Origin of the sequence: Streptomyces sp. NPDC090106 (assembly GCF_044747265.1) — a bacterium.
Taxonomy (GTDB): Bacteria; Actinomycetota; Actinomycetes; order Streptomycetales; family Streptomycetaceae; genus Streptomyces.
Genome location: NZ_JBIVDS010000003.1, coordinates 663129 through 682921, shown reverse-complemented (window position 1 = coordinate 682921; position 19793 = coordinate 663129). Strand labels below are relative to the sequence as shown.

At 70.5% G+C, this 19793-nt stretch carries 16 protein-coding genes; 4 read left to right on the top strand and 12 right to left on the bottom strand.

The window, feature by feature from the left end:
* Positions 1 to 283 precede the first annotated feature (283 nt).
* Positions 284 to 532 (top strand): TetR/AcrR family transcriptional regulator C-terminal ligand-binding domain-containing protein, encoded by a 249-nt coding sequence (locus ACIPSE_RS12950; RefSeq protein WP_401661346.1) that lies wholly within the window; start codon positions 284 to 286, stop codon positions 530 to 532.
* 174 nt (positions 533 to 706) lie between these two features.
* Here the strand turns inward: ACIPSE_RS12950 and ACIPSE_RS12945 are convergent, their stop codons facing one another.
* On the bottom strand, positions 707 to 1018 hold the full coding sequence (locus tag ACIPSE_RS12945) for a phosphatase PAP2 family protein (protein WP_401661741.1): 312 nt from the start codon (positions 1016 to 1018) through the stop codon (positions 707 to 709).
* Between the two features lie 291 nt (positions 1019 to 1309).
* A complete protein-coding gene (locus tag ACIPSE_RS12940) occupies positions 1310 to 2524 on the bottom strand; it encodes an RNA-guided endonuclease InsQ/TnpB family protein (protein WP_401661738.1) in 1215 nt (404 codons plus the stop codon).
* Positions 2525 to 2575: 51 nt separating this feature from the next.
* Here ACIPSE_RS12940 and tnpA point away from each other — a divergent pair, with 51 nt between their 5' ends.
* Together tnpA and ACIPSE_RS12930 are read left to right on the top strand one after the other, a co-directional pair.
* A complete protein-coding gene (gene tnpA / locus ACIPSE_RS12935) occupies positions 2576 to 3004 on the top strand; it encodes an IS200/IS605 family transposase (RefSeq protein WP_401661344.1) in 429 nt (142 codons plus the stop codon).
* A 104-nt stretch (positions 3005 to 3108) separates the two neighbouring features.
* Positions 3109 to 4002: a phosphorothioated DNA-binding restriction endonuclease gene (locus tag ACIPSE_RS12930; RefSeq protein ID WP_401661342.1), complete on the top strand. Its 894-nt coding sequence runs from the start codon at positions 3109 to 3111 to the stop codon at positions 4000 to 4002.
* Between the two features lie 18 nt (positions 4003 to 4020).
* Here ACIPSE_RS12930 and ACIPSE_RS12925 read toward each other — a convergent pair whose 3' ends face one another.
* The 4 genes from ACIPSE_RS12925 to ACIPSE_RS12910 form a co-directional block, all read right to left on the bottom strand.
* A complete protein-coding gene (locus ACIPSE_RS12925) occupies positions 4021 to 4713 on the bottom strand; it encodes a response regulator (RefSeq protein WP_401661340.1) in 693 nt (230 codons plus the stop codon).
* A complete protein-coding gene (locus ACIPSE_RS12920; protein WP_401661337.1) occupies positions 4710 to 5924 on the bottom strand; it encodes a sensor histidine kinase in 1215 nt (404 codons plus the stop codon). Before ACIPSE_RS12920 ends, ACIPSE_RS12925 begins: the two co-directional genes overlap by 4 nt.
* A gap of 126 nt (positions 5925 to 6050) precedes the next feature.
* Positions 6051 to 8258, bottom strand: coding sequence for an MMPL family transporter (locus ACIPSE_RS12915; RefSeq protein WP_401661335.1), 2208 nt, complete (start codon positions 8256 to 8258; stop codon positions 6051 to 6053).
* 188 nt (positions 8259 to 8446) lie between these two features.
* The gene (locus ACIPSE_RS12910; protein ID WP_401661332.1) at positions 8447 to 9175 is read right to left on the bottom strand and encodes an SDR family oxidoreductase; all 729 of its coding nucleotides are present in this window, start codon (positions 9173 to 9175) and stop codon (positions 8447 to 8449) included.
* An 87-nt stretch (positions 9176 to 9262) separates the two neighbouring features.
* On the opposite strand from ACIPSE_RS12910, the gene ACIPSE_RS12905 reads away from it, so the two are divergent.
* On the top strand, positions 9263 to 9640 hold the full coding sequence (locus ACIPSE_RS12905; protein ID WP_401661329.1) for a MerR family transcriptional regulator: 378 nt from the start codon (positions 9263 to 9265) through the stop codon (positions 9638 to 9640).
* Between the two features lie 111 nt (positions 9641 to 9751).
* On the opposite strand, the gene ACIPSE_RS12900 is transcribed toward ACIPSE_RS12905, so the two are convergent.
* The 6 genes from ACIPSE_RS12900 to ACIPSE_RS12875 all read right to left on the bottom strand — a co-directional run bounded on the left by ACIPSE_RS12900 (position 9752) and on the right by ACIPSE_RS12875 (position 19696).
* Positions 9752 to 12769 carry an alpha-mannosidase gene (locus tag ACIPSE_RS12900; RefSeq protein ID WP_401661326.1) on the bottom strand — a complete coding sequence of 1006 codons (3018 nt, stop codon included), beginning with the start codon at positions 12767 to 12769 and terminating at the stop codon, positions 9752 to 9754.
* Between the two features lie 56 nt (positions 12770 to 12825).
* Entirely contained in the window at positions 12826 to 14877 is a 2052-nt protein-coding gene (locus ACIPSE_RS12895; RefSeq protein ID WP_401661324.1) for an endo-beta-N-acetylglucosaminidase, read from the bottom strand.
* Positions 14878 to 14919: 42 nt separating this feature from the next.
* Positions 14920 to 16158 carry a glycosyl hydrolase gene (locus ACIPSE_RS12890; protein WP_401661321.1) on the bottom strand — a complete coding sequence of 413 codons (1239 nt, stop codon included), beginning with the start codon at positions 16156 to 16158 and terminating at the stop codon, positions 14920 to 14922.
* Positions 16159 to 16479: 321 nt separating this feature from the next.
* Positions 16480 to 17394: a carbohydrate ABC transporter permease gene (locus ACIPSE_RS12885; RefSeq protein WP_401661318.1), complete on the bottom strand. Its 915-nt coding sequence runs from the start codon at positions 17392 to 17394 to the stop codon at positions 16480 to 16482.
* Complete coding sequence (locus ACIPSE_RS12880) at positions 17391 to 18407, bottom strand: carbohydrate ABC transporter permease (protein ID WP_401661316.1); 1017 nt, start codon at positions 18405 to 18407, stop codon at positions 17391 to 17393. The genes ACIPSE_RS12885 and ACIPSE_RS12880 overlap by 4 nt, the downstream gene beginning before the upstream one ends.
* A 5-nt stretch (positions 18408 to 18412) precedes the next feature.
* Positions 18413 to 19696, bottom strand: a complete 1284-nt coding sequence (locus tag ACIPSE_RS12875) for an ABC transporter substrate-binding protein (protein ID WP_401661314.1) — start codon at positions 19694 to 19696, stop codon at positions 18413 to 18415.
* Positions 19697 to 19793 lie beyond the last annotated feature (97 nt).

Here is a 19793-nt window from a genome sequence, read left to right as displayed (position 1 = left end):
CGGTGCAGCCGGGGCCAGAGGCTCCTAACTGGCCAGTGGATAAGGGGCGTTGCGGCAGCCGGCGGGCAACGACACTGCGAGAGGTGAGGGAGTGCCACGGCCGAGCATCTCGGCCAGGGTGGTACCGGACGACGGAGACCTCCTCATCCTCCTCCGACAGGTCGACGGTGTGCCGGTGCTGACGGCCGCCCGAGAGTGCGCCACCGGGCTGCCGGAGCCGGCCCCTGGCCTCTGTTCACAGGCCCGCCTTGGTCAGGCACTCCTCGACGCTCCTCAAGGTGCGGTGGCCCTGCGTCATCGTCACACACACGAACCGGCCCTGCACCACACGCGCGACCAGCACAATGGCGTCGCCGATCTGATGCGCACGGCGGTGACCAGCGGGGAGTTCCGCGCGGACACGGACATCGACGCGGCGGTGGACGCGCTCTTCGGATCCCTTCTCTACCTTCTACTCACCGGCCGCGGGCACGCCGCGCCGCAGCGGGCCGCGGGACTGGTCCGAGTCCTGCTGGACGGCGTGCGCCCCTGAACAGCCGCAGGTCAGCCACCGCCCCGGTACGGGCGGGCCAGCCCCAGCCCTCAAGGCAGGCCGTACCAAGCAGGATGGCAGTCACCCATTGCCGAGCCGAACGGCCCGCGACGGCGGAGGACGGTGGCGGGCTTCATGCGGCGACAACCGTACGGCACGTCCGCGACCGAGGTGTCAGGCAACTGCCTCACTGTACGGGGACAGCAGCAGAGCCAAAGGCACGGCGACACATGCGCCTACGGCGACACCGGCGACGGCGTCGTGGGGGTAGTGGGCACCCACCCACACCCGGAATGCAGCCATCGCCATGGCGCCGATCCCACCGAGACGGGCCGAGACGAACCAGGGGGCGACGGCCCCCGCGCTGGTCAGCGTGGCGTGAGTGATGGGGAAGGACCAGTCGCCGAGGGCCGGACACTCGTCGAGTGTGCTGACGTGCAGTGAGCGACAAGGCCAGTCTGCGCGGCCAGTGCCGCCCCGGCCCATGGCACAGGGCAGGGAGCAGGGAACACCGACCACACCACCATGAGCACAAAGCGCAGTCGATCACGCATTCTGGGTTCACAGCGGAATGCGCCCGAGGTATCGGACACATCCTGGCCACCGCACTCGGCCCGAACGCCACCGTCATCGCGCCTTGCTCACCGCGGCCTGCGGTGTCCTCGTCGCCCGGTGGATCACCGAGCGACGGGCGGGCGCCGCCTGACGCGCCTCCGCCGACCGTGACTACGATCAACGGCCGTGACTCCTCCCCCTCGTGAGCGAGAGGGCTTCTCGCTATGCCGTGTCGGCGTGGCGACGGACCAGCCCGGCCCGTAGGACGTTCAGGGCGCCCACTGTGTCGGCGTGTGCGGTGTGGCCGCACTGTTGGCAGTGGAACTTCTCCTGCGTGGGCCGGTTCTCCTTGGCGGTGTACCCGCATTCGGGACACCGCCGGGAGGTGTTGCGGGGGTCCACGGCCATCACTTCCCGCCCGGCGCTTTCAGCCTTTGCGTTCAGGATCGCGAGGAACACCCCCCACCCGGCGTCGGCGATCGAACGGTTCAGCCCGGCCTTCGCGGCGGCCCCGTTGGGCAGGAACGCGCCCGGCTGGTCGGGGTCGGACTTCGGTGCGGGGGCCTGGATCATGTTGCGGACCTTGAGGTCTTCGTGCGCGATGAAATCGTGCTCACGGACCAGGCCGAGGGCGGTCTTGTGCGCGTGGTCGAGCCGCTGGCGGCGTACTTTTCCGTGGAGCTGGGCGACCTTGTCCACGGCGCGCTGGTGGTTGTGGGTGCGGTCTTTGGCCTTGCGGCGCGGGAAACGGCTCACTGTTTGCTGCGCGGCTTCGAGTTTCGCCGCGACCTTGCGTGCGTGGCGCGGGTTGGCGACGTGTACACCGTTGGAGTCGGTAAGGAACGAGGCAATACCGAGATCGATGCCGACTGCTGAGCCGGTCGCGGGCAATGGCTCGGGCCGAGGCTGCTCGGCGGTCAACACGACGAACCACTTACGGCCCTCGCGCTTGACCGACACGGTTTTGATCCTGCCCACCACGGCGCGGTGCTGGTTGACCTTGACGTGCCCAACGCCCTGGAAGCGGACGCGGGTGACCGGATCGTGCGGGGTGGAGTCCCAGCGGCAGCCGTCCCCGTCCTTGGGGAACTCCACCGTGTCGAACCAGCTCACACCCCTAAAACGCGGGTAGCCGGGAGTGTCCCCGGACCTGACCCGGCGGAAGAACGCGGCGAACGCCTTGTCGAGACGACGAAGCGTGGCCTGCTGACTGGAGAACGACCAGCGGCCCTGACGCTCCGGGTCGAACGCCCGGATCTCCCTGAGCTGCCCGGACTGGCCGCCGTACTTGATGCTCGTCTTCGAGCCGTGCCGGTAGGCGTCACGGCGTTCTTGCAAGGCGGCGTTGTAGAGGGAGCAGTGATCGGCCAGCATCGCGGTCAACGCAGCAGCCTGCCCCACGGTGGGCCGCATGAGGAACTTGTACGCACGGATCATCCGGACCACCCCCTTCCAGCCGAGCCTGCTTGAGCATACTAAATTTGGTCTATGTCACCACGCTGGGAACCAGACCCGGATCTGAGAAGGGGACGACATGTCATCTCCAGCCTCCACGCACACCTGGTCTTCGTCACGAAATACAGGAGCGGGGTCTTCACCGACGAGACACTGACCCGCTGCGAAGAGATCATGCGGGAGGTCTGCGAGAGCTTCGAGGCAGAGCTTCGGGAGTTCAACGGCGAAGAGGACCACGTCCACCTGCTCGTGCACTATCCACCAAAGGTCGCCCTGTCCAAACTGGTCAACAGCCTCAAGGGCGTCAGCTCCCGCTACCTGCGCCAGGAGTACACAGACACGACGAACCGGGCGATCACGCACGGCCACCTGTGGGCACCTTCATACTTCGCAGGATCCTGCGGCGGCACACCGATCCAGCTCGTCCAGGACTACATCGAAAACCAGAAACGTCCCACCTGACCGCCACCACAACGACGCAGAACACTCCGACACTCCGCACCCCCGGACAAGGCATCACATTCCCTCCCGGCGCAAACACCGGGACTCCCTGCGAAGATCAAAGGATGGACTGGCTGGAGCACACCGCGACGTTGAGACAGTGGTCCAGGAACGGAACCCGCGCACCGCACAAGCCCCTTCTGCTGCTGTACGCCCTGGGCCGCTTCCAGGAGGACTCCGACAGCGAGCTGCGCTACAGCGCGGTGGAGGACGATCTGCGGCGCCTGCTGACGGAGTACGGCCCGCCCAACAGGACATCGCCCGCGTACCCCTTCCACCATCTGGTGAGCGACGGGGTGTGGGAGGTGCGCACTGAGCGCGGCCCGGGCAGTCCGGGTACCGGCCTGCGGGACCTGAGGGAATCGGGGGCCACCGGACGCCTCGCGCCGGACCTCGCGAACGCCCTGCGCCGCGAACCGGAGCTGCTGCGCCGCATCGCGCGTTCGCTCCTCGACCAGCACTTCCCGCCCTCGCTCCACGGCGAGTTGAGCGACGCCGTCGGCCTGGTGGACCTGGAGGACGCGCGGAGCGAACGGCTCTCCCCCGCACGGCGGCGAGACCGTCGTATGCGCGACGCGGTACTGACGGCCTACGAGTACCGGTGCGCGTTCTGCGGATACGACGGCAGGATCGGCGCCGTCCCGGTCGGGCTCGAAGCGGCGCACGTCCGCTGGTGGGCCTTCGACGGCCCGGACGACGTCGCCAACGGACTGTGTCTGTGCTCGCTGCACCACAAGCTCTTCGACAAAGGCGTCCTCGGCATCGATGAGGGGCATCGCGTCCTGGTGTCCCAGCGCTTCGTCGGTCACAGCGCCTCGGCCCGCGCGCAGGTCACCGCGCTCGCCGGTCGACCCCTCGTCGGCCCCCAGCCGGGCACACCTCCCGTCGCCGCCGACCACCGGGCCTGGCACACCGCCCAGGTCTTCCATGGCGACCCACGCCCCTCCGCGTCGGCCTGACGGTGCGCGCCGGGGATCTCAGGGGTGATTGCCCGCAGCCGGCGGACGCGGCTTCACCAGGCCGCTCTGGTAGGCGACGACCACGAGCTGCGCGCGGTCGCGGACGTCCAGTTTGGTCATGGCCCGCTGGATGTGGCTGCGTACGGTGAGCGGGCTCAGGACGAGGTGCTCGGCGATCTGGGCGTTGGATCTGCCGTGCGCGGCCAGGGTCATGACCTCGCGTTCACGGTCGGTCAGAGCTTTGACGGCGGACGGCAGGGCGAGCGGGTCGTCGGTGTCCGGGGCGGCGAGGAAGCGGGTGATGAGGGCGCGGGTCGCGGTGGGTGAGAGGAGGGCCTCACCGGCGGCGACGGTGCGGATGCCCGACAGGAGGACGTCGGGGCTGACGCCCTTGCCGAGGAACCCGCTCGCGCCGGCGCGCAGGGCCCTGGCCACGTTCTCGTCGTTCTCGAACGTGGTGAGCACGAGGATGTGGGTGTCCAGCAGTTCGGGACGGGCGCAGATCGCGGCGGTGGCGGCCACTCCGTCGGTGTCCGGCATCCGGATGTCCATGAGGACGACGTCGGGCCGGTGCGTCTCGGTGAGTTCGACGGCTTCGCTTCCGTCTGCGGCCTCGGCGACGACCGTCAGATCGTCGGTCGAGTCGATGAGGATGCGGAAGGTGGCCCGGAGGAGGGCCTGGTCGTCGGCGAGCAGGACACGGATCGTCATGGGGCGGGGCTTTCGTGACGGCTGTCGGGGGCACTGCTGGGCAGGGTGTCGAGGGGCAGGGCGCAGACGACTTCGAAGCCGCCCTCGGGGCGGTGGCCCGCGTGGAAGGTGCCGCCCACCGAGGTGGCGCGTTCGCGCATGCTGACCAGCCCGAACCCGCCGCCCGGGGCGGGTGGCGAGGGGGCGCGTTCGGGGGCGGTGTCGTTGGTGACGGTCAGGGTCAGGAGCCGGGGCGTGTAGGCGAGCCGTACCTCGGCTCCCCGGCCGGCGCCGTGCTTGGTGACGTTGGTGAGGGCCTCCTGGAGGATCCGGTAGGCCGACAGGTCGAGCACGGGGCCGAGCGGGGCTCGCTGTCCCTCGACGGTCACGGTGATGCGGAGTCCGGCCGCCGCGCAGGATTCGACCAGGTCGGAGAGCCGGTCCAGGCCCGGTGCGGGGGCGAGGTCGTCGGCGGGGTCGGTGTCCTGGCGCAGGAGCCCCACGGTGGCCTTGAGTTCGCGCAGCGCCGCGGCCGTCGTCTCCGGGAGCCTGTCGATGATCTCCTGGGCCTGGTCGGGCCGGGTCCGCAGGAGGTGTTTGACGGCGCCGGCCTGGGCGTCCGCCAGGGTCAGATGGTGGGCGACCACGTCGTGGAGTTCGCGCGCGATCCGCATCCGTTCCTGGACGACCCGGTGGCGTGCCTCCTCCTCCCGCTGCCGGTCGGCGTGCTCGGCGCGCGCCAGCGCGTACTCGCGGCGCACTTTCTGGTAGCCGCCGAGGGCCGCGCACAGCAGGATCCACGCCGTGGGGTTGACGACGGAGAAGACCACGGAGTCCAGGAAGGAGGGGAAGACCAGCCCTCCGGCCACCACGCAGCCGGTGACGATCAGGGCGCTGTTCCAGCCGGTGCGCCGGGGTGTGCTCAGGCTCGTGGCGTACTGCGCGACCAGGAGCGGGCCCATCAGCAGCGGGGTCAGGAGGTAGTCCAGCGCGCCCAGGGCGACCGTGCACAGCGTGATGACGGCGAGGACCGGCAGGGGGTGGCTCCGTCGCCAGATCAGGGTGACGCAGGCCAGCGCGGCCAGGACGACACCGGGCCACAGCGGCGGGTCGACGGCCCAGACCCGGGTGACCGTCACTCCGACGACGGTGACGGCGAAGAGAAGGAGCAGTGCCGCACGGTCCAGGGCCTTCGGATGGGCCGCCGCGCGGTGCCGCCAGTTGGTACTCATCACGCTCCGAAACACTCCTGGGAACAGCCATGCTCACACACGCGGGGTCGCGGCGCCGGTGCTGCCCGGCGCCACGCCCCGCCTTCCGCGGCTGTAGGTTGTGCGATCCGCGATCCGTCAGACCTGTCAGACCCGTACGGGTTGCTGCGGCATCCGCTCGTCGTCCGTCGTCGACGGCGGCGGAGCGGTGAGCCCCGCCCCCTCCACGTCGACGCGGGGCAGTACGCGGTCCAGCCACCTCGGCAGCCACCAGGCCTTGTCGCCCAGCAGCGCCAGCACGGCGGGCACGAGCGCCATCCGCACCACGAACGCGTCGAACAGGACGGCCACGGCGAGCCCGAACCCGATCGTCTTGATCATCGACTCCCCGGAACCGATGAACCCGGAGAACACCGCGATCATGATGACCGCCGCCGCGACGACCACCCGGGCGCTGTGCCGGAACCCGGAGACGACCGCGTCGGGCGCACGGTCGCCGTGGATGTACGCCTCCCGCATGCGCGAGACCAGGAACACCTCGTAGTCCATCGCCAGCCCGAACACGATGCCCACCAGGAAGATCGGCATCAGGCTCATGATCGGACCGGCCTGCTCCACACCCAGCAGTTCCGCTCCCCAGCCCCACTGGAAGACCGCCACGACCGAGCCGAGCGCGGCCAGCACCGACAGCAGGAACCCGAAGGCGGCCTTGACCGGCACGAGCACCGACCGGAAGACGACGAGCAGCAGGAGCAGGGCGAGTACGACGATGACGCCCAGGTAGGGCACGAGCGCGGACTGGAGGGCGTCGGCGACGTCGATGTTCATGGCGGTGCTGCCGGTGACCTCGAAGGTCGCGCCGGTCGCGCGCTCCAGGGCGGAGCGTTCCGAGCGGATGGCGCGGACGAGGTCCTTGGTGTGCTCGTCGTTGGGTCCGGTGGACGGGACCGCCGAGAAGAGCGCGGTGTCCGCGGCCGGGTTGTACTGGGCAGCCGAGACGGACACGACCCCGTCGGTGGCGCCGATCTCCTTGGCGATCTCCTTCACGGCGGCCTTGGCGTCTCCGGCGCCCTTGGCGTCGACGACGACGGTCAGCGGGCCGTTGAAGCCGGCGCCGAAGCCGTCCGCGAGGGCGTCGTAGGCGCGCCGTTCCGTCGAGGTGACGGGCTTGGACTCGGCCCCCGGCATGCCCATCTCCAGGCTCGCGGCGGGCAGCGCCAGGACGCCCAGGCCCGCGACGCACGCGACCAGCACGGCCACCGGGCGGCGCAGCACGAAGCGCGCCCACCGGGTTCCCCCGTTGTCGGCGGCGCCGCCGGCCTTCCTGGCCTTGCGCGCGCGGCGGGGCAGCACCGCGTTCGGCCACATGCCGAGCAGCGCCGGGACGAGGGTGAGGGCCACCAGCACGGCGACGACCACGGCGCCCGCCGCGCACAGGCCCATCTTGGTGAGCATCGGAACGCCGACGACGGTCAGTCCGGCCAGCGCGATGACGACCGTCAGCCCCGCGAAGACGACCGCGGAGCCCGCCGTGCCCGCGGCGAGGCCGGCCGCCTCGTGCGGAGCGTGACCGTTCGCCCGCTCCTCCCGGTAGCGGGAGACGACGAAGAGGGCGTAGTCGATGCCGACCGCGAGCCCGAGCATGGAGGCGAGCGTGCCCGTGGTGAGGGAGAGTCCGAAGACGCTGCCCAGGGCCATGATCGCGGCCATGCTGGTGCCGACGCCGATGACGGCGGTGAGGAGCGGGAGCCCCGCGGCGGCGAGGGAACCGAAGGTGATCAGCAGGATCACCGCGGCGAGGCCGATACCGATCGCCTCGGCGCTGCCGCCCGCGGCGGGCTGCTCGGCGAGGGCGGTGCCGCCGACCTCGACCGTGAGCCCCGAGGCGCGGGCCTCCTCGATGACCTTCTCCAGCGCGGCCTTGTCGGCGTCGGTGAGGTCGTCGGCCTTCACCTTGTAGTTCACGGTGGCGTAGGCGGTGGAGCCGTCCTCGCTCACGGCGCCCGCGGTGAACGGGCTGACGGCGCTCACGACCGTCGGCTCGTCGGCGGCGTCCTTCACGAGGGTGTCGATGGCGGCCCGGTTGCCGGCGGCCGTCACCTTCTGTCCGTCGGGTGCGACGAACACGATGCGGGCGTCGGCACCGTTGGCGTCCGTGCCGGGGAAGCGCTCCCCGATGAGGTCGAAGGCCTTCTGCGCCTCGATGCCGGGCATGAACGACGTTCCGTCGTCGGACGAGGCCGGGGCCGTGGCGGCGCCGGCCCCGGCACCGCCGAGGATCACCGCCCACAGCAGCACGACGAGCCAACGCCGTCGGAAGGCGGTCCGGCCCAGCCGGTAGAGCAAGGTAGCCACGGGAAACGGGTCTCCAGGTCAGGTTTCGGGTGGACCGTCAGCCTGACGGGAGCGGGGGTGCCGGGGCATCGTGCGAGCGCCCGCATTCCGGCTTGGTGCGCCTGCATGAGGCGCGGTGCCGCCGTACTCCTCCGGGAGGAGTACGGCGGGAGGCCGTGGGGCCTGTCTCCGTGCGACCGAGGTGTTCCTCAGGCGGCCATGAGCGCCGCCAGCGCGCGGTCCATCGCGGCGTTGAACTCCTCGGGCGCCAGGGGCAGTCGGGACTTGATGTCCCGGCTCCACTGGTCGGCGAGGACCTCGGCGGAGCCAGCCTCGACGCCGTCGAGCGCCGCGTCGGCGAGGTCCGCGGGTACGAGCTTGTCGACGGGCCAGCCCGCGGCCATGTCGGTGTCGGCCAGGCCCAGGTGCACCGCCGTCACGAGTGTGCCCTGGTCGGCGAGCTCCAGACGGACGCCGTTGGTCATGGCCCAGGCGGCGGCCTTGGTCAGGTGGTAGGCGTTGGCTCCCGCGCCACCGAACCACGACATGGCGGAGAGGACGTTGACGATCGCGCCGCCACCGTTCCTGGCCAGGGCCGGTGCGAACTCCCGGATCATGCCGAGGTGGCCGAAGACGTTGGTCTCCAGTTCCCGCCGCACCGCGTCCAGCGAGCCGGTCACCAGGTCGGTGCCCGTCTGGATCCCGGCGTTGTTGATGAGCAGCGAGACGTCCTGGGCGGCCTTGGCGGCTGCCTTCACGGACGCGGGGTCGGCGATGTCGAGAGGCAGTACCTCGACACCGGGCAGGTCCACGGATTCCGGCCGGCGGGCCGTCGCGTAGACCTTGCGGGCGCCCCGATCGAGCAGGCGCTGGGCGAAGGCGCGGCCCAGGCCGCGGTTGGCTCCGGTGACAAGGGCGACTGAGTTGTTGATGTCCATGCCCGGTACGCTAAAACCTGACGTTGACGTCAGAGGCAAGTGCGAGAGCCGAGCACTTTCGGCAGGGCCGCGGCGAGAGGAGTCACGATGAGTGCCACGGAGGCCACGACCGAGCGGCTGATCCGGATCGGCGAGGTCGCACGAGGTGCCGGCGTCTCGGTGCGAGCCGTCCGCTACTACGAGGAGCAGGGACTGCTCGCCCCCGAACGCAGCCCCTCCGGCCAGCGCCTCTACCGGCAGGACGCCGTCTCCCTGGTCCGCTTCTTCCAGCAGATGTACGCCGCCGGTCTCACCAGCCAGCGGATCACGGAGCTCCTTCCGTGCTGGGACGCCGGGCACACCGACACCGACCAACGCGCCATGCTGCGCGCCGAACGCGCCCGTATCCAGGCCAAGATCGACGACCTCCAGGCCGCCCTGGACCGCCTCGACGAGGTCATCGCGATCACGGACACGCATCCGTAAGAGCGCTTGGACGTCCGCGCGGCCGAAGGCCGGGGCGGTGGCGCGTCCGCGGGCCGGTGGGCGCCGCGGACGCCCACCGGCCCGTGGGGACCCTGGCGGCTCGGTGGGACCTCAGGCGCGATGGAGCCGCAGGGTCACCAGCTCGAACGGCCGGAGTTTCAGGGTGAGCCGATTGCCGTCCCGATCCGGGGCCTTGGCGTCCGGGAGCGGGCGCTCCAGCAGATCCGTCACCGTGACCGACCCGACGTCGAAGCCCGCCGTGAGCGTGGCCTGGCTGCGCCCGCCCCTCGACTCGTGGAAGCGGACGACGACGTCCCCGCTTCCGTCGTCCGCCAGCTTCAGCGCCGTGACCACGACCGCGTCCTGCGCGACGGTCACCAGGGGCGCGACCTCCGCGGCCCCTCCGGTGACCTTCCGCTCGGGCAGATTGATCCGCCAGCCCTCCCGCACCGCGTCACCGATCGCCGCTCCGGGCACCAGCGCGTGCCGGAAGCGATGCACTCCCTGGTCGGTCTCGGGGTCCGGGAAGCGCGGGGCGCGCAGCAGCGACACCCGGACCGTGGTGGTCGTACCGCCGTCCTCGCGGACCGTACGCGTCACGTCGTGGCCGTACGTCGAGTCGTTGACGACCGCGACGCCCCAGCCGGGCTCCTCCAGGTGGACGAACCGATGGTTGCAGGCCTCGAACTTGGCGGCCTCCCAGGACGTGTTGGTGTGCGTCGGCCGGAAGAAGTGCCCGAACTGCGTCTCGGACGCGTACCGTTCGGCGTGCACGTCGAGCGGGAAGGCCAGCTTCAGGAACTTCTCCGTCTCGTGCCAGTCGACCTCGGTGTCGAGGTCGAGCCGCCACTCCCCCGGTGCGAGCGACAGCACCTGCGTGACCTTCGACGCGCCGAAGCTCCGTACGATCCGGACCGAGACCCCGTCGTCCCCGGGGACGACCTCGTCGGCCTCGACCAGGTCGGTGACCGTGTTCCGGTAGAACTCGTCGACGTCCCAGGCGTCCCACATGTTGGGGAAGTCGGGGTGGATCTGGAGCAGGTTGGCCGCCTGGCCGGGTGCGAGGGTCTCGCGGTCCGCGGCCAGGTCGAACGCGGAGACGACGAGCCCGCGCTCGTCGACCTCGATGCGCAGGCGTCCGTTGTCGAGCACGAAGCCGCCGTCCGTGCGCGGCACGAGGGTGCACTCACCGGCGATGGCCGGGGTGCGCGCTCCGCCCGCCGGTACCCCGTCGCGGATGTGCGGCGCCGAGTTGAAGGCGAGGGCGGTCGTCCCCTCACCGGCCAGCGCGCGCTGGGCGGCGTCGATGATGCCGTTCAGCTCCTCGGCGACGGCGTCGTAGGTCTTGCGGGCCTCGCGGTGCACCCAGGCGATGGAGGAGCCGGGCAGGATGTCGTGGAACTGGTGGAGCAGGACCGTCTTCCAGAGCCGGTCCAGTTCCTCGTACGGGTAGGTGAACTCCGTGCGGACCGCCGCGGTCGCCGCCCACAGTTCCGCCTCGCGCAGCAGGTGCTCGCTGCGGCGGTTGCCCTGCTTGGTCTTGGCCTGGCTGGTGAGGGTGGCGCGGTGCAGCTCCAGATACAGCTCGCCGACCCACACCGGGGCGTTGGGGTACTCGGCCTCGGCCTTCTCGAAGAACTTCTCCGGGGCCTCCCAGACCACGGTCGCCGAGCCTTCGAGATCCCGCAGGCGGGCCGCCTTGGCGACCATCTCGCGGGTCGTGCCGCCGCCCCCGTCGCCCCAGCCGGTCGGGGCGAGGGAGTGCCGGGCGACGCCCTTGTCCTTGAAGTTGTTCGCCGCGTGGGCGATCTCGCCGCCCTTCATCGAGCAGTTGTAGGTGTCCACGGGCGGGAAGTGGGTGAAGATCCGTGTCCCGTCGATGCCCTCCCACTGGAAGGTGTGGTGCGGGAACTTGTTCGTCTGCGACCAGGAGATCTTCTGTGTGAGCAGCCACTTGGAGCCGGCCGCCTTGATGATCTGGGGCAGTCCGGCGGCGAAGCCGAAGGTGTCGGGCAGCCAGGCCTCGTCGTTGTCGACACCGAACTCGTCGATGAAGAACCGCTTGCCGTGCACGAACTGGCGGGCCATGGCTTCCGAGCCGGGCATGTTGGTGTCGGACTCGACCCACATGCCGCCTGCGGGCACGAACCGGCCGTCGGCGACCGCCTTCTTCACCCGGGTCCACACCTCGGGCCGGTGCTCCTTCACCCAGGCCCACTGCTGGGCCTGGGACATGGCGAAGACGAAGTCGGGCTCGTCCTCCAGGAGGGCGGTCATGTTCGACGTGGTCCTGGCGACCTTGCGGACGGTCTCGCGCAGCGGCCACAGCCAGGCCGAGTCGATGTGTGCGTGGCCGACCGCGCTGATGCGGTGGGCGGAGGGGACGGCCGGGGCCGCCAGCACCTCTTCCAGCCGGCCGCGGGCCGCCGCGGCGGTGGCGCCCACGTTCTGCAGGTCGACGGCGTCGAGGGCCTTCTCCACCGCGCGCAGGATGTCCCAGCGGCGCGCGGACTCCACGGGCAGCTCGGCCATCAGCTCACCGAGGACCTCCAGGTCGATGACGAGCTGCCACACCGTCTCGTCGAGGACGGCGAGGTCCATCCGCTCCAGTCTGTACTGCGGTTCGCTGCCGGCCGTCTCCTTGTCGCCGAGCTGTGTGGGCAGGAAGGGGTGGTAGTCGAGGATGACGGGGTTGGAGGCGGCCTCGATGTGCAGGCGCACCTCCTCGCCGCCGGCGACGGGCGCCCCGATCCGTACCCACTGGTTGCGCGGGTTGAGGCCCTTCACGGGGGTCCCGTCGGGCCGGTAGACGAGGCCCTCGCACTGGAAGCCGGGCATGTTCTCGTCGAAGCCGAGGTCGAGAAGCGCCTCGACGGTCCTGCCCGCCCACTCCTCGGGCACGGTCCCCGTGACGCGGAACCAGCTGGTGCCCCAGGGAGCACCCCACCTGTCGCCGACCGCCACCGGGGACGGCGTGGCCGCCAGGCCCTCCTCGACGGGCACCGGCTCGCCCGGCGCGTTCCACACCGCCACTTCCAGCGGTACGGACTCGGGGTACACGGCGGGTCGTATGCGCTCGTCGAGCACGCGCTTGAGGCGGGCTTCGACCAGGCCGCGGTCGTCATGCATGTGGGGTGCTCCGTAACTCCGTTGTGCGGGTTGTCGCTGTTACCGGTGGTCGGCGGTCACCAGGTGTGGGTCAGGGTCGCGGGGGCCGACGCGGTGTAAAGCTCCCCAACGGCCCGTATTTCGAACATCGCCGCCGTCTCGTCTCCTTCCGCTGTCAGTCCTCCAACGAAGAAGGCCCGCTGGGCGGTTCCGCCGAGGAAGCGCCGGGTGCCGTCGGGCAGCACCCGGTGCAGCGTGTAATGCCGTACGCCGGCGCCGGTCGCCGCACGCCAGGCCAGGCGCAGATCGCCTCCCGAGGCGGCCGTGACGCTCGCGTCGACGGGTGCGCCGGGCGCCTGGGCGTCCTGATCGCGTACGGCGAGTCCCCCGAGCCGCCACTTCACGGCAGCGCCGTCCGCGGCCCCGGTGAGCCGGACCCCGAGGGCGTGCACCGTGCCGTCCGCCGGCAGCCCGGTCAGCCGTACGGTCGAGGTCTCCCAGCCGTCGGCGACGGTGACGGGGAAATAGGTGTACGCGTACGGCTGCCCGGGGCCGGACGGTTCGGCGGTGGCGACCGCCAACTCGACGCTCACGCCCCCCGAGTCGGCCCGGTGGGTCAGCTCGACGACCGTGTCCGCGCCGAGCGGCAGCCGGGTCCCGTAGAGGTCGAGTGTGGTGGGCGCGGTCAGGGTGCCGTCGACCAGGACGCTGCTGCCGCCGCGCCACGCGTCCGCGAAGTCGAACGTGACGGCCGGATGCTGCCCGGTCGTACGCGTGACCCAGCGCCGGGACGGCAATCGGTCCTGGAGACCGAGATGGTTCCACTGCGCCGTCGACGTCACCTCGCCGTCCTCGTACCAGCGCAGTCCGTGCCCGGTGTTGAACGTGGTCGCGAACGGCATTCCGGTGACGGTCGAGCGGTCGGCGGCCCAGACGGCGGGTGCCCGCCAGGTGTCGGTGGTGTCGGGGCGGGCCGGATCGAGTGACCGGCCGCTCCAGAAGCGGTCGTCGGAGGCGTGGAAGTCGCCGGGTGTACGGGTGGCGGGGAGGTGGTTGCGGGTCCATTCGGGCCGGTAGAAGCCCACCGAGACGACATGCGCCGAACCGCTGGGGACCATGGCGTCCCAGTTCACGGACCGGTTCGAGCCGTTGGCCTCGACATCGACGCCTGCCCACAACTCGTAGCGGCTGCGGTCGAGTTGCTCCGCTGCCGTCGCCGAGGAGACGAGACTGCTCGCCGACCAGCGGAAGTCGATGAACATCGTGTCGGCGGCCTGGTAGAAGACCTTGTTCTGGTTGTTGAGGGCGCCCTGCCAGCTCACCGAGCCGCTGACGGTCATCGAGTCGTACCAGGTGACGCGCTGCCCCTTGGGCGCGCTGAGCGCCTTCAGCTCGGTGAGGAAGCCGAGCATGTCGGTGGCGAGCGCCGCGTTCCCGCCGCCCGTCTCGGCGTTGACGAACCAGCCGTCGAACCCGTACGCCTCGGCGACCGCGACGAGTTGGGCCGCCAGCGGGTAGTGTCCCGCCGCGTCCTTCTGCACCAGGTCGCGGGTCCACTGCAGTTGGCCGCCGTACGCGGCGGGCGGCAGGAACACATTGCCGAGGACGGGTACACCGTGCCGGTGGGCGGCGTCCACGATCGGCGCGTTCGGCGCGAGGATCAGCCCCTCGCCGGAGGAGCCGCCCCAGAAGACCAGTTCGTCGACGTAGGCCCAGTGGGTGAGCGCGTAGTAGTCGGCGGTGGCGGCGCCCTGCGAGGGGTTGCTCGCGGTGGGGCCGAAGGAGACCAGCGACTGGATGCGGGCCTGTCCGGCGCGGGCCGTCGTGTTCGCCGGCGTCGGGGTGAACCGCTCGGCGAGCGGCACGGACGCCGTGTTGAAGGCCAGGTCGGCGTCGGTGGCGGCGCTCCACGCCTTGAGACTGCGCCAGGTGATGCCCGCGCCCGGTGTGCCGGAGGGGAACGAGTCCGGGTACCAGTAGGAGGCGTACGGCGGAAGGGCCGGGGCGGCGGCCTCGGCGGCGGGGCCTGCCGCGGACTCCTGACCGGCGGTGGCCGGTCCCGCGGGGAGCAGGGCGGCGGCCGTCCCGGCGCCGGCGACGAGCAGGACGGTGCGTCTGGTGGGGTTCACGAGCAGGTGCCTCCTTGTGGGAGTTCTTGTTTCCTGTGGGGGTTACGGAACCTGGTCGGGTGTGACGACCTCGGTGATGCCTCGTGCGGTGAGGTGCTCCACGTCGTTCGCGCGGGACGCGAGGACGGTGGCTGGTCGGGCGCCGTCGGCGGTGAGCCGGAAGAACGCCTCGAAGACCGGGCCGCCCGGTGCGCAGACGGAGCGGCCGGCGGGGTCGTCGGGGACGACGAGTGCGGTGGTGCGGGCCTTGGGGGTGTGGGGGTGCTCGCGGGCCGAGCGGGCGGCGCGGGCCAGCGCCCGCGCACTGTCCTTGGGCCGCCGGTCGTTGCTCAACAACCCGAGCCCGTACTCCAGTTCCGGAAAGTCGGCGAGATCGCGGGACACGTCGTGGGAGCACCACCAGGTGACGCCCCACAGGTCCGGGCAGTCCAGGGCGTTCGCGACGGTCGCCTCGGTGAAGGCGGCGGCGTGCTCGGCGGGGACCAGCGGCGCCGGTGCGCCGACCTCCTGGAGCCAGACCGGGCGCGACGGATCGTCCGCCCATGCCTTGCTCAGTTCGATCAGATAGGCGGCGTGGTGTTCGGTCGCGACGCCGGTACGTCCGTGCCGCTGGGCCGTGCCGTTGAAGACCCACGAGTGCACGGCGGTGACGGCTCCGCGCCGCGCGGCCTGGGCCGGGGTGAAGGGCATGTCGTCCTGGTACCAGGTGGCGTCGTACTCCGCGTGCAGATGCAGCTTGCCGGGGGCGCCCTTCTCGCAGGCCGCGAGCATCCGCTCCAGCCAGGCGTCGACCGGATCGGCCGTCGTCCGGTCCGGGTCCGGGTGGGGGCCCGCCGAGAACTGGTTGACCTCGTTGCCCACGGTCATGCCGATGAAGTTGGGCCGGTCGGCGAGGGCGGCGGCGAGGGTCCGCAGATACTCGGCCTGCCCTTCGACGACCTCCGGGTCGGTGAAGAGGTTCCGCCGGTGCCAGGTCTGCGTCCACGCGGGCAGGAAGTCGAAACTCGACAAGTGGCCTTGCAGACCGTCCACGTTGACGTCCATGCCGCGCTCGGCCGCCGCGTCCGCGAGAGCGACGAGCTGCTCCACGGCACGCGGGCGGATCAGCGAACGGTTCGGCTGGAAGTAGGGCCAGATCGGAAAGACCCGTATGTGGTCGAGACCGAGTGCGGCGATCGAGTCGAGATCGGCACGCACGGAGTCGAGATCGAAGTCGAGCCAGTGATGGAACCACCCTTCGCTCGGTGTGTAGTTGACGCCGAAGCGCACGGCAGGAGACATCCGGGGTCCTCGTCCTGTTTCTGTGGTGCGGATGTGGGGGGGCAGGCATGGGGGGCAGGCATGGGGTGCACAGGCTGCTACCGGCGCGGTGCGGTCCGGTGGGGGGCGAGTCGCGCAGTTCCCCGCGCCCCTTCGAGGCGGGGCCGCGCCCCGACAGGGGCGCGGGGAACTGCGCGACCAGCCCTCCTCGGCCCGCACCCGACAACCGGCCGCCGCTCCTTCAGGGGCGCGGGGAACTGCGCAACCAACCTCCGCCCCCACCCACCCGCACCCGACAACGATGGGCAGTCGCCCTGAAGAAGGGCGAGGCAGCCGCAGACCTCACCCCTTCACCGCCCCCTCCCCCACCCCACGGAAGAAGTACCGCTGAAGACAGGCGAAGAGGGCGATCAGCGGCGCCACGGCGATGATCGTGCCCGCCGCGACGAGCCGCTCGTCATTGGCGAAGGTGCCGTGCAGATAGTTGAGCCCGATGGTCAGGGTGAACTTGTCCGGGTCGCTGAGGACGATCAACGGCCACAGGAAGTCGTCCCAGGCCCCCATGAAGGCGAAGATCGCCACGACGGCGAGCGTCCCCTTCACCGAGGGCAACGCGATCCGCAGGAACCGCTGCCAGGTGTTCGCGCCGTCGACGAAGGCCGCATCCTCGATCTCGTACGGCAGGTTGAGAAACGCGTTGCGCATCAGCAGGACGTTCATCGCGCCGATGCACCCGGGCAGCACGACCCCGATGAGCGTGTTGTTCAGGCCCAGTTCACGCATGGTCGTGAACTGGGCGATGATGATCCCCTCCACGGGCACGAGCATGGCGAGGATGAACACGAGCGTGGCCACCTTGCGGCCGCGGTAGCGCAGCCGGGCCAGCGCGTAGCCCGCGAGCGCCGCGCCGACACAGTTCGTGACGACGTTGGCGGTGGCGACCTTCAGGGAGTTGAAGGCGTAGTCCCACACCGGGATCGTCTCGGCGACCCGGCCGTAGTTGTGCAGGGTCGGTTCACCGGGCAGGAACTTGGGCGGCGAGCTGAAGATGTCCTCGGTGGGCCCCTTCAGCGAGGTGGACAGCTGCCACAGGAACGGCCCGACGGTCAGCGCCAGCACGGCAAGCAACAGCGTGTACCGCAGGGCGAGTTCCCACACCCTTACATGCTTCCCGTGCTCATCGACGACGCGCTGACGACGGCGGCGGCGCGCGCCCGCGTCGGCCGGCACCTCACGCACCTTCTCGGCGACGCTCACGCGTCCTCCTTCCGGTCGGCGCGCAGCACGAGCAGCATGAGCGCGACGGTGACGACGAAGACGACGACGGAGATGGCGGAGGCGTAGCCGACCCGGCCGGTCAGACCGGTGCCGGTGCGCTGGACGAGCATCACGAGCGTGGTGTCCTCGCCCGCGGGACCACCGTCGGGCCCCGCCATCAGGTACACCTCGGAGAACACCTTGAAGGCGGCGACCGAGGAGAGCGCGCCGACCAGCACCATCGTGGAGCGCACGGCGGGCACGGTGACCGTGAGGAAGCGGCGGACCGCGCCGGCGCCGTCCACGGCCGCGGCCTCGTGGAGCTCGCGCGGCACGTTGGCGAGCGCGGCCAGGTAAATGATCATGTAGTAGCCGAGGCCCTTCCAGACCGTGACGGTCATGGCGCTCAGCAGGAGCAGCCACTGGTCACTGAGGAAGCCGACCCTGCCGACCCCGATCGCCTCCAGCAACGAGTTCACCAGGCCGCGTTCGTCGAGCAGCCACACCCAGATGAGGCCCACCACGACGATGGAGGCGACGACCGGGGTGTAGAAGGCCGACCGGAAGAAGGCGATGCCGGGGATGTTCTTCTGGACCAGGAGCGCGAGCAGCAGGGGAAGCAGGACGAGCGCGGGGACGACCCCGAGGACGTACAGCGTGCTGTTGCGCAGGCCGATCCAGAACAGCTCGTCGTGCAGCAGCTCCCGGAAGTTGGCGAGGCCCACGAACTCGCCGGGGATCAGGGTCCGGCGGTCGGTGAAGGCGTTGACCACGGTCGAGACGAACGGATAGAGGATGAAGACGCCCACGACCAGCAGCCCGGGGGCGGCGAACAGCCAGGGGCTGGTGGGCAGTTGCCGCCGCACGCGGGCGACGGCCCCGGCAGGACGTCCGCCACCGCCACCGCCACCGCCGTCACCGCCTCCGCCTCCGCCTCCGGTGGCACCGGTCGCGATCGACGCCCTGCGGGAGGAGACCTTGCCGGGGGAAGCCGTACCCGAGGAACTGGCCATGGCGATCAGCCCTGCTGCTGGAGCAGGCGGTCACACGCCTTGACAGCGTTGTCAAGAGCTCCCTTCGGGCTCACCTTGCCCTGCAGCGCCTTGGCGACGGAGTTGCGCAGTTCGGTCTTCATCTGCTCGCTGAACAGCACCGGCGTGTAGTTCACGGCGTTCTTCAGCGAGCCTGCGGCGGCGATCCGGACGCGGGTCTCGTCCGTGCCGTCCTCCTCGGTGAAGTACGGGTCGTCGAGCGAACCGGCCGTGCTCGGGAAGATCGCGACCTGCTTGGCGAAGGACATCTGGTTCTGCGCGTCGGTGACGAAGTGCGCGAAGGCGACGGCGGCGGGCTTCTGCTTCGTCTGCGCGTTCACCATCACCCCCATCACATACATGTTGACCTTGCCGGTGCTCGTGATCTGGTCGGTGATGCCGATGTTCTTGTAGAGGCTCGGCGCCTGCTTCTTGAAGTTGCCAAGGTCCAGGGCGCTGCCCGGGTTCATGGCGACGGCCCCGGTGAGGAACTTCTTCCCGGACGACTCGGGGGTGGCGGTCAGCGCCTGCGGGTCGAGGGCCTTGGCGTCGTACAACTCCTTGTACCTGGTGAGGAGTTCCACGCCCTTGGCGTCGTTGAAGGCGAAGGCCGTGCCCTCCTTGTTCATCAGCTCGACGCCGTACCGGCCGAAGTCCTCGATGGTGGGCACGTTCGCCAGGGTCGCGACCTTGCCGTCGCTCTTGTCGGCCAACTCCAGCGCGTCGTCGAAGAGTTCGTCGTACGTCTTCGGGGGCTTCGAGGCGTCCAGGCCGGCCTCCTCGAACAGCGACTTGTTGTAGAACAGCGGGCCGGTGTTCAGGTACCAGGGGAATGCGTACGTGCCCTCCATGCCCGGTATCTCGTGGCTGGCCCACGCACCCGGCAGGTACTCGTCCTTGTACTTCGCGGCGGCCTTGTCGAGGTCGAGCGCGAGGCCCGCCTTGGCGAGCGGGGCGACGAGGTCGGGCGAGACGTTCACGACGTCGGGCAGGGTGCCGCCGGCCGCGTCGGCGCTGATCTTGTCGGCGTAGCCCTCGGCGGGCTGGTCGACCCACTTCACGTTCGTGCCGGGGTACTTCTTCTCGAAGTCGGCGACGAGGCCCTCGAAGTACGGCTTGAAGTTGGCGCGCAGGTTCCAGGTCTGGAAGGTGATGTCGCCCTCGACCTTCCCGGAGGCGTCCGTGGAACCGCTGTCGTCACCCCCGGAACCGCAGGCGCTGAGCGGCAGGACCAGGGCGGTGACAGCGGCGGCGAGTGCTCTGCGAGGCATGCGCACAGTGACCGGGCTCCTTTGCGACGGTGTGGGTCATGGGTGACGGGCAGACCTTGCATCCTGCGCGGCGGGGAAGTCAATGGATTCTGCCTCG